The organism is Mycobacterium kyogaense (assembly GCF_003254575.1).
GTDB classification, from domain to species: Bacteria; Actinomycetota; Actinomycetes; order Mycobacteriales; family Mycobacteriaceae; genus Mycobacterium; species Mycobacterium kyogaense.
The window spans coordinates 39260-51875 of the sequence record NZ_QJUA01000017.1 but is presented as its reverse complement, the minus strand read 5'-3'; the positions used below and the strand labels follow the sequence as shown (position 1 = coordinate 51875).

The following is a 12616-nucleotide window of genomic DNA, read 5'->3' as shown; positions in this document are numbered from 1 at the left end:
GTGCCTGACGCTCCTCGGACTGCAACAGCGATCTACGTGGCCTCACCCGAAGGCGACACCGGAAAGTCGACGATCGCGCTGGGCATCCTGCACCGGCTCGCGGCGACCGTCGCCCGCGTCGGGGTGTTCCGGCCGATCACCCGCATCAGCGAGGGGCGCGACTACATCCTCGAGTTGCTGCTCACCCACACCACGGCGGGCCTGTCCTACGAGGAATGCGTCGGGGTGAGCTATCAGCAGCTGCACGACGACCCCGACGGCGCCCTCGCCGACATCGTCGACCGGTTCCACCAGGTGGCCGACCGGTGCGATGCGGTGGTGATCGTCGGCAGTGACTACACCGACGTCGCGACCCCCAGCGAGCTCTCCACCAACGCGCGCATCGCAGCCAACCTGGGTGCCCCTGTCGTGCTCGCGGTCAAGGGGCTGGGCCGGACCTCGGAACAGGTCGCCCAGGTCGTCGGCCTGTGCATCGACGAGATCGCCGCCCAGCACGCGCACACCGCGGCCGTGGTGGTCAACCGATGCGACCCTGCCCAGCTCGGTCAGGTCGCCGACGCGCTGAGCAGCGTGACGCCGCCGAGCTATGTATTGCCCGAGGAGCCGCTGCTGGTGGCCCCCTCGGTGGCCGAATTGCAAGCCGCCGTCGAGGGTTCGGTGGTCAAGGGTGACCACGCGCTGCTCGTGCGCGAGGCGGAGGACGTGCTGGTGGCGGGGATGACCGCCGAACATGTGCTGGAGCGGCTGACCGAAGGCGTCGCGGTGATCACCCCCGGCGACCGTTCCGATGTGGTGCTGGCAGTGCTCAGTGCCCATGCCGCCGAAGGATTCCCGTCGCTGTCCTGCGTCATCCTCAACGGCGGGCTGCCGCTGCACCCGGCCATCGACGCGCTGGTGAGCGGGCTCGGGCTACGGGTGCCGATCCTGCAGACGCGGTTCGGCACGTTCGAGACCGCCAGCCGTGTCGCGGCGACGCGCGGCCGGGTCACCACGGATTCGCCCCGCAAGGTCGACACGGCGCTGGCGCTGATGGACACCTATGTCGACACCGCAGATCTGTTGGCGCGCTTGACCCTTCCGATCCCCTCGGTGGTCACCCCGCAGATGTTCACCCATCAGCTGCTGGACCAGGCGCGCAGCGATCGGCGCCGCATCGTGCTCCCGGAGGGGGACGACGACCGCATCCTGCAGGCCGCCGGCCGGCTGCTCAAGCGCAACGTCGCCGACCTCACCATTCTCGGCGACGAGCAACAGGTGCGGGCCCGCGCGGCCGAGCTGGGCGTGGATCTGTCGGCAGCAGACATCCTCGACCCGCAGCGCAGCGAGCTGTGCGACCAGTTCGCCGAGCAGTACGCCGAGATGCGCAAGCACAAGGGGGTCACCGTCGAGCAGGCCCGCGAAACCATGCACGACGTCTCGTATTTCGGCACGATGCTGGTGCACACGGACATGGTCGACGGCATGGTCTCCGGCGCCAGGCACACGACCGCGCACACCGTCCGTCCGGCGTTCGAGATCATCAAGACACTGCCCGATACCTCGACGGTGTCGAGCATCTTCTTCATGTGTCTGGCCGACGAAGTGCTCGCCTACGGCGACTGCGCAATCGTGCCCGACCCCACCGACGAACAGCTCGCCGACATCGCGCTGTCGTCGGCACGCACCGCCGCGCAGTTCGGCATCGAGCCGCGGGTGGCGATGCTGTCCTATTCCACCGGCACCTCGGGCAGCGGAGCCGACGTCGAAAAAGTCAGGAAGGCAACTGAATTGGTCCGGATGCGAGATCCCGAACTACTGGTGGAGGGGCCGATCCAGTACGACGCGGCGGTGGAGCCGTCGGTGGCTGCCACCAAGATGCCCGATTCGCCGGTCGCCGGGCGGGCAACCGTGCTGATCTTTCCCGACCTGAACACCGGTAACAACACCTACAAGGCCGTGCAGCGCAGCGCCGGCGCGATCGCGATCGGTCCGGTGCTGCAGGGCCTGAACAAACCCGTCAACGATCTGTCCCGCGGCGCGCTGGTCGAGGACATCGTCAACACCGTGGCGATCACGGCCATCCAGGCGCAGGGGCGCAGCTGATGCCGGATACCGTCCTGGTCCTCAACTCGGGCTCGTCGTCATTGAAATACTCTGTCGTGCAACTGGATTCCGGGGCCACCGTGGCCGACGGGATCGTCGAGCGGATCGGCGACGATCCGAAGGTGCCCGACCACCGCGCCGCGCTCGACGTCGTTCACGAGGCGCTCGCCGGCGACGGCCACCGCCTCGACGAGCTCGGCCTGGTGGCGGTGGGACACCGCGTCGTGCACGGCGGCCCGGACCTCTACCGGCCCACCGTCATCGACGACGACACGATCGAACGCCTGAAACGTCTGTCCCCGCTCGCCCCCCTGCACAACCCGCCCGCGCTGCTCGGCATCGAGGTCGCCCGCGCGGCGCTGCCCGACCTGCCGCACGTCGCGGTGTTCGACACCGCGTTCTTCCACGACCTGCCACCCGAGGCGGCCACCTACGCGATCGACAACCAGGTGGCCGAGGAATGGCACATCCGGCGCTACGGCTTCCACGGCACGTCACACCAGTACGTCAGCGAGCAGGCCGCCGCCTACCTCGACGTCCCGCTGGCCTCGCTGCGCCAGATCGTGCTGCACCTGGGCAACGGCGCGTCGGCGTCGGCGATCGTCGGCGGCCGGCCGGTCGAGACGTCCATGGGCCTGACCCCGATGGAGGGGCTGGTGATGGGCACCCGCTCGGGTGACATCGACCCGGGCATCGTGATGTACCTCTGGCGCGAAGCGGGAATGTCGGTCGAAGACATCGAGACCATGTTGAATCGCCGCTCCGGCGTGCGTGGCCTCGGCGGGGAGATCGACTTCCGGGAACTGCACCGGCGCATCGACGCCGGCGACGCCGACGCCCGGCTCGCCTACGACGTGTACATCCATCGGCTGCGCAAGTACATCGGCGCCTACCTCGCAGTGCTCGGCGGGGCTGACGTCATCACGTTCACCGCCGGGGTGGGGGAGAACGACGCGCTGGTGCGCCGCGATGCGCTATCGGGGCTCACCGCGTTCGGGATCGAGATCGACGAGCATCTGAACGAGAGCCCGTCCCGCGCTGCGCGACGGATTTCGGCGGCGGGTGCGGCGACGACGGTGCTAGTGGTCCCGACCGACGAGGAGCTTGCGATTGCTCGGGCGTGTACGGATGTACTTGGCGGAGTCGGCGGCGACGGGTAGCTCGCGGTGCGGATCGCAGATGCGCAGCAGCCGCAGCACATGCGAGCCCGCCAGCAGCGACCAGCGCACACCCGCCCGGCTGCACAGCACGTCGATGTGGGTGAGCGCGGCAAAACCGGCGGCGCCGAAGAACTCCACGGTCTGCAGGTCGAGGATCAGCCTGCGGGAGTGGCCGAGCCGCTTCTCGATGTAGTGGGCCAGCGCAGCGGCGTTGGCGGCGTCGATCTCCCCGTGGATGGTGACGAGCACGGTGTGCGGCGGCAGCTCGCAGGCCGAGAAGGTCGCACGGTGCTGTTCCTCGCGCAGATCGAACGACGTCGGATCTGGGCGGAACACGCGCTGAGTGCTCATCGCCGTCTGTTCATGAGAGAGGCCTCCCGGGGCGAGATGCCGGAGTGGGGGATAGCAGCCCTGCGGTCTGAAAGCGTGGCGATGACGATACTACGGATTTCGTAGGTTGACCATAATCTTCTCTGGATTGGCCGAGGTGACGGCGACCGCCTGCCATGTGTCACTAAAGGTATAGACGCTTTCGCAACGGATTTCGTCGTCAGCGTCAAAAGGTCGACATGGGCCGCACACTGTTCGCGAGGTCGATCAGCGCGTAGCGGTGTGCCTGCGTCGGCGCCACCCGCGCGAGGCTCCGCAGCGATGCCTCCACGCCCAGTTGCAGCCCGTGTTCGGTGAACGGGAAACCGAGGATGTGGTTGGTGCTCGCGGTGTGGTCGGCGAGCCAGTCCATCGCGGTGCCGAGCACCAGCGCGCGGATCTGCAGCACCCGCGGTTCGGTGTCCGGCAGCGCCTCGACGCGGCGGGCCGCGTCGCGGATGTGTTGTTCGGTGATCTCCCCGCTGGACCGGCCGGACAGCAGCGTCACCGCGCTCGTCAAGCGGGCAGTCGTGAAATGTCGTGAGGTGGCGGGTACTTCGTCGAGCGTGCGCACCGCGGCGTCGCGTTCGCCCGCCGCAGACTGGGCTCTCGCGAGCCCGAAGCCGGCGGAGATCACGCCGTTGTCCGTACCCCACACGGTCTTGTAGAACTTCCGCTCGTCGGCGTTACGCGCCAGCTCTGCGGTCGCGGCCAGCGCCAGCTTGGGGGCGAGTTCACCGGGCAGGGTGTCCAGCACGTCGGTGAAATACTTTGTCGCGGAATCATAGTCAGCGGTCAGCAGGGCGGCGACGGCGCGGAACCAGACCAGCCGCCACCGCCAGCCGACCCGCTCGGCGAGTTCGTCGAGCTTGCGGGTCGCCTTGGCGACATCGCCGAGGTCCAGCAGCGCGCGGACCTCCATCAGCGGCAGCTCGATCGACTGCGACAGGTCGATCCCCTCCGAGTCCAGCGCGCCGTGGCGCGCAGCCCGCAGCGAATCCAGCGTCTGCACAGGCTGACTGAGCACCGTCGCGCTCAGGATCGTGGCGCCGACGTCGGTCGGGTCGACCAGCGGTACCTGCAGCGCGCGCACGATCTCCTGCGCCGTCAGCTTCTCCGAATGGACCTGGCCGTCGAGATACACGTCGGTGTGGGCAACCAGCAGATCCACCCCGAACGTCGATCGCGACCGGCTGAACGTGGTGGACAACCCGGGCCGCGGCAGCCCGGTGTCCTGCGCCACCACCTCGCGCAGCACGCCCATCAGCTGGCTGGACATCTCCTCGGCGCTGGCGAACCGCCGCCGGGGGTCGGGATCGATGGCGCGGCGCAGCAACCGGCCGAACGAGTCGTACTCGGCGAGCACCGGATCGTCCTCGGGCAGGCCGTCGGCGTAGCGGCCCTTGCGGGTACGCATCCGCAGCGTCAGCGCCGCCAGCGTGCGACCCACCGTGTAGATGTCGGTGGCCACCGTCGGCCCGGTCCGCACGATCTCGGGAGCCTGGTAACCCGGTGTGCCGTAGAGGTATCCGAATGAATTGATGCGTGACACCGCGCCGAGGTCGATCAACTTGAGCTGGTCCTCGGTGACCATGATGTTCTCGGGCTTGAGGTCGTTGTAGACGAGGCCGATGGAGTGCAGATAGCCCAGCGCGGGCAGGATCTCGAGCATGAAGCCGATCGCCTCGGCCACCGGAAGCCGGGTCCGCTCACTGGATTTGAGGTGGGTGGCCTGCTTGAGCGAGGTGCCGCCGACGTACTCCATCACGATGTAGCCGACCGGATTGCCGTGCTTGTCCTCGTGCTCGACGAAGTTGTAGATCTTCACGATGCCGGGATGGGTGACCTGGGCCAGGAATTGACGCTCGGCCATCGCGATGGCCTGGGCCTCGGCGTCCCCGGAATGCACCAGACCCTTGAGCACCACCGGGCGGTCGTTGACGTTCTTGTCGAACGCCAGGTACACCCAGCCCAGGCCGCCGTGCGCGATGCAGCCCTTGATCTCGTACTGGTCGGCGACGATGTCGCCGGCCGCCAACTGCGGCAGGAACGAATACACGCTGCCGCAGTGCGGGCACCAGCCCTCCGACAGCGCCTTGCCGTCCTTCGACGACCGGCCCACCGGCCGGCCGCAGTTCCAGCAGAACCGTTTCGACTCGGCGACCACCGGGTCCGTCATCAACGCGGTCAACGGATCTCGCGCCGGCACTCGCGGGATCTCGACCAGGCCGCCGCCGAGGCGACGGGTGGGGGACAGCGTGCGCGTCAGCGTCGTCGCCTGATCCTGCGGCTCGGTGTCCCCGGTGTGGAAGCCGGAATGGAACGTGTCGTCATCGTCGTCGTCGTCGAAGTTGGGCCGGAACACCGCCTGGGTGGCCATCGGCCGCATCGTCGAGATCGAGTCCTCGTTCAGTTCGGCCAGATCGGCGAACGAGGCGGGCTGGGTGCCGGGATCCTCCGCGTTGTCGTCGGCGTCGTCGGTGCGCTGGTCGGTCATCAGTCCGAGTACCTCGCCACCGGTGGAGAGGGGGCGGGCCCCAACACCGTCAACCACTTGCGGTACAACGTGTTCCACGTGCCGTCGCGGCGGATGCGCTCCAACGTCCCGTTGACGAACCGCACCAGGCCGGGGTTGTCGAGGTTCACTCCGATCCCGTAGGGCTCCTGGTTCATCGAGGGCCCGACGATGTGGAGGTAGGGGTCCTGGGACACCAGCCCGGCCAGGATCGAGTTGTCGGTGCTGACCGCGTCGACCTGGCGCTGCTGCAGCGCCACGAGGCAGTCCGCCCACGTCACCACGCCCACGATGATCGGTGGCGGCGCGATCTCCTGGATGCGCTGCAACGACGTCGTGCCCTTGGCCACGCACACCCGCTTACCGGACAGATCCTGGGCGCGGCGGATGGTGGAGTCCCTCGGGGCCAGGATGCGCTGATCGGCGGTCAGGTACGCCGTGGAGAAGTTGACCAGCTTCTTGCGCTCGCAGGTGATCGTCATGGTCTTCACCACCACATCGACCTCGTTGTTACGCAGCGCGGCGATCCGGTCCGCCGACGACAGGATGCGGTACTCCACCTGCGAGGGCGTGCCGAAGATGTCTCGGGCGATCTCCCCGGCGATGTCGACGTCGAAACCGGTGATCTCGCCGGTGATCGGGTCGCGGAAGCTGAACAGATTGCTGCCGATGTCCAGGCCGACGATCAGCCGGCCGCGGGCCTTGATGTTGGCCACGGCGTCGTCCGCCTCGGCCTCGGTGTCGAAGGGGCGCAGGCTCGCCGTGCGGTCGCACTGGTCGTCGGGCAGCGACGGCGGCTGCGCCGGACCGGGCGGCAGCTCGGCCATGCCCGACGGGGACGGCGGCGCGAGCGTGACCGTCGGCGTCGGCACCATCGGCGCGCTCTGCCCGCACCCGGCCAGCAACAGAGCACCCACCGCGATCGCCGTCAGCCTCTTCACGCGGCCCGGTTGTCTGTTCTTCGCGCGAGCGCTCATCACCTGTACTCGCTCAATCGCGGCCAGATGCCCAGCGCCACCGCGATCGCCGCCATGATCGACAGCACCGCGGCGCCGACCGTGGCCCCGGACAGCACCCGGCGCGCGTTGACGATCTCGTTGCGCAGCTGGGCGCGGCTCTGCTCGATGCCGTTGGTCAGGGCCTCGTCGAGTTTGTCGAACGCCGGCGTCGCATCGTCTTCGCCGACGCCGAGGGCGACCTGCGTCGCGGCCTGGTAGTTGCCGACGGCGATGTAGGCGGTGATCCGGTCGTCGGCGGCGCGCCAGCGGTTGAGCAGCGCGTCGGCATCGGCCAGGTTGGTCTTGTCGATGGAGTTGTCGGTGCCCAGGTAGCGGGCCAGCTGCTCCTGCATCTGGTCGATGCGCTGGTAGTAGGACTGCTTGCGGACGTTCTCATCGCCGCGCCGGATCAGCGACAGCGTCTCGTCGGCGCGGGCCTGCTGAGCGGTGATCGCGAGCGTGGTGACCGTCTTGAGGGATTCGGCCGCCGTCTCCTTGGCGCTGCGGCTGTCCGACGTCGAGATGATCAGCGCCGTCCCCACCCAGATCAGCATGATCAGAACTGCCAGGCCGCCGGCGACGAAGCCGATGTTGACCCGGCGCCGCGTCCGCTTGGCCAGCCACCGGTTGGCGAACGCGCCGAACAGCAGCGTGCCGACGACGATCAGGATGACGGGGCCGGGGATGCGGGTGGATGCGGTGGTCTCGGCGTCGACCCGGGCGGAGGTCTGCTCGTAGAGCCGTTGGGCGTCGGGCAGGATCTGCTGCTGCATCAGCGACGACGCCTCGGACAGATACGAGGAGCCGACCGGGTTGCCGGCCCGGTTGTTGGTGCGCGCGGTCTCGACCAGCCCGGTGTAGACGGCCAGCCGGGCGTTGATGCGGCCGAGCAGCTGCACCAGCGGCTCGTCGGTGAGCCCGCTGGACGCGCGCGCGACGGCGACCGCGGCGTCGGTGATGGCCTGCTCATAGCGTTGCCGCACGGCCCGCGGCTCGGCTCCGGCGATGAACGCGGTGGCCGCGGCGGCGTCGGCGACCGACAGCGTGGTGTAGAGCTGGCCGGCGGCGAACGCCAGCGGCTCGGTCCGGTTCAGCACGGTGGTCAGCGCCTGCTGACGGTCGTTGATCGTGGTCGAGGTCGCGAAGGCGCTGGCGATGACGAGGGCGGCCAGGATCAGCCCGATCGTCAGGATGCGGCCCGGCGTCGTCCACAGGAACCACCACCGCGGATGGGCGGTGACCGTCGGCGACCGTGACGCAAGAGGCTCGGTCGACGGGTGCGCCAACTCGACTGTCACGTGTGCGCGGACCTCATCCCGGTCTCGATCTCAACGGCGGTCATGCAACTCTAACGGTGCAAAATATCTGAGGGAATTCTAAGAGATTCGGGTCCGGCGCGTGCGGATTCGCGGTCGCGACTCGCCCTCGACCCGTTCTCGTTCCTTAAGCTGGACGGGTGCGTGGTGACGGTGACGGGTGGGTGGTATCAGCCGGCGGGACGGCCTACTGGGGCAGGCACGGGGCCGCCGGTCTGCTGCTGCGGGCGCCGCTGTCGGACGGATCGCTGGCGGTGCTGCTGCAGCACCGGGCGCCGTGGAGTCACCAGGGCGGCACGTGGGGACTGCCGGGAGGCGCCCGCGACAGTCACGAGACGGCCGAGCAGGCGGCGATCCGCGAAGCCCACGAGGAAGCCGGTCTGCCTGCCGAGCAGGTCGTGGTCCGGACGACGGTCGTCACCGCCGAGGTGTCCGGCTGGACCTACACGACCGTGATCGCCGACGCCGAGGCGGTGCTCGAGACGGTGCCGAACCGGGAGAGCGCCGAGCTGCGCTGGGTGGCCGAGGACGACGTCGCCGACCTGCCGCTGCACCCGGGCTTCGCGGCCAGCTGGAGCCGCCTGCGTGAACTCGCTGCGGGCATCCCGCCGCTCGCTAACCCGTAGCGCGCCCCGCCGCGGTGAGTGCCGCCTTCAACTCCTGCGCCGCCGCCCGCGGATCATCGGCGCCGGTGATGGCGCGCACGACGACGATGCGACGAGCTCCGGCCTCGAGCACCTCGGGAATCCGGTCGGCGTCGATGCCGCCGATCGCGAACCACGGCTTGGCGGGATGCAGGGCTGCGGTCGCGCGGACGAGGTCGAGCCCGGGCGCGGACCGGCCGGGCTTGGTCGGCGTCGGCCAGCACGGGCCCACGCAGAAGTAGTCGACGGGCTCGGCGATCGCCGCCTGCACCTGGTCGAGGTCGTGGGTGGAGCGCCCGACGGTGCCCGAGAAGATCTGCCGGGCCACCGGTAGCGGCAGGTCGTCCTGACCGAGGTGCAGCACGTCGGCATGCGCTGCGAACGCGACGTCGGCGCGGTCGTTGACCGCGATCAGGGCGTCGTGGCGGCGGGCGGCGTCGGCGAGCACCTCCAGCGCCGCCAGTTCGTCGCGCGCCTCCAGGGGGCCGAACTGCCGTTCACCCGGCGACCCCTTGTCGCGCAGCTGGATGATGTCGACACCGCCGGCCAGTGCGGCGTCGGCGAACTCCGCCAGATCGCCGCGCTCCCGGCGGGCGTCGGTGCACAGGTAGAGAGAGGCGTCACGCACACTGCGAACCGTAGCGTCCCCGCGACGTAGGCTGGACGGCGACAAGACCGTCCACACGGGAGTCCCGGGTACGGGGACTGAGAGTGAGCCCGCCGGCTCTGACCGTCGCACCTGATCCGGGTCATGCCGGCGAAGGGAGTAGCAGCTGTGAACCCGCACCCGAACCGGCTGGCCGTCATCGGCGGCGGCGTCATCGGCCTCGCCGTCGCCCGTCGCGCCGCCCAGGACGGCTGGCGCGTGCGGGTGCATCGGACCGGCACCCCCGGCGCCTCCTGGGTGGCCGGCGGCATGCTCGCCCCGCACAGCGAGGGGTGGCCCGGCGAGGAACGACTGCTGCAGATCGGCCTGGCCTCGCTCGCGCTCTGGCACGACGGCTTCCTCGATGGTCTGCCGCCCGAGGTCGTCACCTCCCGGGAGTCCCTCGTCGTCGCGGTGGACCGCGGTGACGCCGCCGATCTGAGGACGGTCGGGGACTGGTTGTCCGCCCAGGGCCACCCCGTCACCGCGACCACCGCGGCCCGCGACATCGAACCCCTTCTGGCGCAGACGATTCGGCACGGATTCGTGGCCGAGACCGAGCTCGCCGTCGACAACAGGGCCGTGGTCGACGGGCTGGCTGCCCACTGCGAACGGCTGGGTGTCGAGTGGGCCGGGCCCGTCACCGCGCTGGACGAGGTGAGCGACGCGGATGCCGTCGTGATCGCCAACGGCATCGACGCGCCCACGCTGTGGCCGGGCCTGCCGATCCGGCCGGTGAAGGGCGAGGTGCTGCGGCTGCGCTGGCGGCGCGGCTGCCTGCCGATCCCGAAGCGGGTGGTGCGGGCCCGCGTGCACGGCCGGCAGGTGTACCTGGTGCCGCGCGCCGACGGCGTCGTGGTCGGCGCGACCCAGTACGAGCACGGACGTGACACCGCACCCTCGGTGGCCGGCGTGCGGGAACTGCTCGACGACGCGTGTGAGGTGATGCCGGCGCTCGGCGAGTACGAGCTGGCCGAGTGCGCGGCGGGCCTGCGCCCGATGACCGAGGACAACGTGCCGATCGTCGGCAGGCTCGACGACCGGACCCTGGTGGCCGCGGGCCACGGTCGGTCGGGATTCCTGCTCGCGCCGTGGACCGCCGACACGATCGCCGCCGAACTGCGGGTGCGGGAAGGAGTCACGACGTGAAGCTAACGGTCAACGACAAAGCCGTGGAGGTCGACGGTCAGGTCACCGTCGCGGCGCTGCTCGACCGGTTGGGCTACCCGGAGAAGGGCATTGCGGTGGCCGTGGACTGGGCCGTGGTCCCCCGGTCGCAGTGGGACATCGAATTGACCGAAGGAGCGAAGATCGACGTGGTGACGGCGGTGCAGGGTGGTTGACACCGGAAAACTGAGCATTGCGGGCCGCGAGTTCGGCTCGCGGCTGATCCTCGGCACCGGCGGGGCGGCCAATCTCGCGGTGCTCGAGGAGGCGCTGGTGGCCTCGGGCACCGAGCTGACCACCGTGGCGATGCGCCGGGTGGACGCCGACGGCGGCACCGGGGTGCTCGACCTGCTGACCCGGCTGGGCATCACGCCGCTGCCGAACACGGCGGGCTGCCGCGGAGCCGCCGAGGCGGTGATGACCGCGCAGCTGGCCAGGGAGGCGCTGCAGACCAACTGGGTCAAGCTCGAGGTGATCGCCGACGAGCGGACCCTGCTGCCCGACGCGATCGAATTGGTGAGGGCCGCAGAGCAATTGGTCGACGACGGCTTCGTGGTGCTGCCGTACACCAACGACGATCCGGTGCTGGCGCGCCGGCTGGAGGACACCGGCTGCGCCGCGGTGATGCCGCTGGGGTCGCCGATCGGCACCGGGTTGGGGATCGCCAACCCGCACCACATCGAGATGATCGTCGATCGCGCGTCGGTGCCTGTGATCCTCGATGCGGGCATCGGGACTGCCAGCGACGCGACGCTGGCCATGGAATTGGGTTGCGACGCCGTGCTGTTGGCGACGGCGGTCACCCGAGCCGCGGATCCGGCCATGATGGCCTGGGCGATGTCGGCGGCGGTGCAGGCCGGCTACTCGGCGCGGCGCGCGGGCCGCATCCCGAAGCGGTTCTGGGCGCAGGCCTCGAGCCCCTCGCTGTGACCCGGTATGTGGCGCTCGGCTCGTCGATGGCGGCCGGACCCGGCATCGCGCCGCGGGTGTCGGAGTCGCCCCGCGCAGCCGGCCGCTCCGCGCGCAACTACGCGCACCTGGTCGCCACCGCGCGGGGGTACGACCTCGTCGACGTCACCTATTCGGGGGCCACGACCGCGCACATCCTGACCGACTCGCAGCGGGGTGCGCCGCCACAGATCGACGCGCTCGACGGATCGGAAGCATTGGTCACGATCACCATCGGCGGCAACGACGTGGGATACGTGCCGCTGCTGTTCGCCGCGGGGCTGCCGCGGGCGGCCCGTGCGATCCCGCTGCTGGGCGGTCGACTGCGTGGGCTGCTGAACCCGGCCGAGCGGTACCTCGCGCTCGACGCGGTCGGCGCCGCGCTGGTCGAGGTGGGCCGGACGGTCCGACAGCGTTCACCGCGGGCGACCGTGCTGTTCGTCGACTACCTGACGTTGTTGCCGCCCGCCGGCGGCGCCGCCCCGCCGCTGAGCGATCGGGACGTGGCGCTGGGCCGCCACGTCGCCGGTGAGTTGGAGCGGTTGACCGCCGAGGCGGCCGCGACGACCGGCTGCGGAGTGGTTCGGGCGGGGGCCGCCAGCCGCGAGCACCATGCGTGGTCGTCCGACCCGTGGACCACCCGGTTCGGCTGGCCGGTGCCGCGACGGCCGGCGCCGCTACACCCGAACGCAGCGGGGATGCGTGCGGTGGCCGACCTGGTGCTCGACGGGTTGTCGAATTTCTCAACACACTGTTGACCACGTCGACACG

At 70.0% G+C, this 12616-nt stretch carries 12 protein-coding genes and 1 riboswitch; of the genes, 7 read left to right on the top strand and 5 right to left on the bottom strand.

Annotation, left to right across the window (positions count from 1 at the left end; genetic code table 11):
* Positions 1-2082 (top strand): phosphate acetyltransferase, encoded by a 2082-nt coding sequence (gene pta, locus DMB80_RS13785; RefSeq protein ID WP_111510356.1) that lies wholly within the window; start codon positions 1-3, stop codon positions 2080-2082.
* Positions 2082-3242 (top strand): acetate kinase, encoded by a 1161-nt coding sequence (locus DMB80_RS13780; RefSeq protein ID WP_111510355.1) that lies wholly within the window; start codon positions 2082-2084, stop codon positions 3240-3242. Before pta ends, DMB80_RS13780 begins: the two co-directional genes overlap by 1 nt.
* On the opposite strand, the gene DMB80_RS13775 is transcribed toward DMB80_RS13780, so the two are convergent.
* The 4 genes from DMB80_RS13775 to glnX form a co-directional block, all read right to left on the bottom strand.
* Positions 3162-3593 carry an STAS domain-containing protein gene (locus tag DMB80_RS13775; protein WP_111510354.1) on the bottom strand — a complete coding sequence of 144 codons (432 nt, stop codon included), beginning with the start codon at positions 3591-3593 and terminating at the stop codon, positions 3162-3164. The two genes, DMB80_RS13780 and DMB80_RS13775, sit on opposite strands and share 81 nt — an antisense overlap.
* 205 nt (positions 3594-3798) lie before the next feature.
* The gene (locus DMB80_RS13770) at positions 3799-6108 is read right to left on the bottom strand and encodes a serine/threonine-protein kinase PknG (RefSeq protein ID WP_111510353.1); all 2310 of its coding nucleotides are present in this window, start codon (positions 6106-6108) and stop codon (positions 3799-3801) included.
* Positions 6108-7103: a glutamate ABC transporter substrate-binding protein gene (locus DMB80_RS13765; protein ID WP_111510352.1), complete on the bottom strand. Its 996-nt coding sequence runs from the start codon at positions 7101-7103 to the stop codon at positions 6108-6110. Before DMB80_RS13765 ends, DMB80_RS13770 begins: the two co-directional genes overlap by 1 nt.
* Positions 7103-8422 (bottom strand): protein kinase G-activating protein GlnX, encoded by a 1320-nt coding sequence (gene glnX, locus DMB80_RS13760; RefSeq protein ID WP_111510351.1) that lies wholly within the window; start codon positions 8420-8422, stop codon positions 7103-7105. Before glnX ends, DMB80_RS13765 begins: the two co-directional genes overlap by 1 nt.
* Before the next feature lie 158 nt (positions 8423-8580).
* On the opposite strand from glnX, the gene DMB80_RS13755 reads away from it, so the two are divergent.
* Positions 8581-9066, top strand: a complete 486-nt coding sequence (locus tag DMB80_RS13755) for an NUDIX hydrolase (RefSeq protein WP_111510350.1) — start codon at positions 8581-8583, stop codon at positions 9064-9066.
* Here the strand turns inward: DMB80_RS13755 and thiE are convergent.
* Complete coding sequence (gene thiE, locus DMB80_RS13750; protein ID WP_162938523.1) at positions 9056-9712, bottom strand: thiamine phosphate synthase; 657 nt, start codon at positions 9710-9712, stop codon at positions 9056-9058. The genes DMB80_RS13755 and thiE overlap by 11 nt on opposite strands.
* Positions 9713-9757: 45 nt before the next feature.
* Positions 9758-9867: riboswitch (TPP riboswitch) on the top strand.
* Between thiE and thiO the strand changes: the two genes are divergently transcribed.
* The 4 genes from thiO (at position 9860) to DMB80_RS13730 (ending at position 12603) form a co-directional block, all read left to right on the top strand.
* A complete protein-coding gene (thiO, locus tag DMB80_RS13745; RefSeq protein WP_240431179.1) occupies positions 9860-10879 on the top strand; it encodes a glycine oxidase ThiO in 1020 nt (339 codons plus the stop codon). (Overlaps the previous riboswitch by 8 nt.)
* A complete protein-coding gene (gene thiS, locus DMB80_RS13740; RefSeq protein WP_111510349.1) occupies positions 10876-11073 on the top strand; it encodes a sulfur carrier protein ThiS in 198 nt (65 codons plus the stop codon). Before thiO ends, thiS begins: the two co-directional genes overlap by 4 nt.
* Entirely contained in the window at positions 11066-11827 is a 762-nt protein-coding gene (gene thiG, locus DMB80_RS13735) for a thiazole synthase (protein ID WP_111510348.1), read from the top strand. The genes thiS and thiG overlap by 8 nt, the downstream gene beginning before the upstream one ends.
* Entirely contained in the window at positions 11824-12603 is a 780-nt protein-coding gene (locus DMB80_RS13730) for an SGNH/GDSL hydrolase family protein (RefSeq protein ID WP_111510347.1), read from the top strand. Before thiG ends, DMB80_RS13730 begins: the two co-directional genes overlap by 4 nt.
* The last annotated feature ends 13 nt before the right edge of the window (positions 12604-12616 follow it).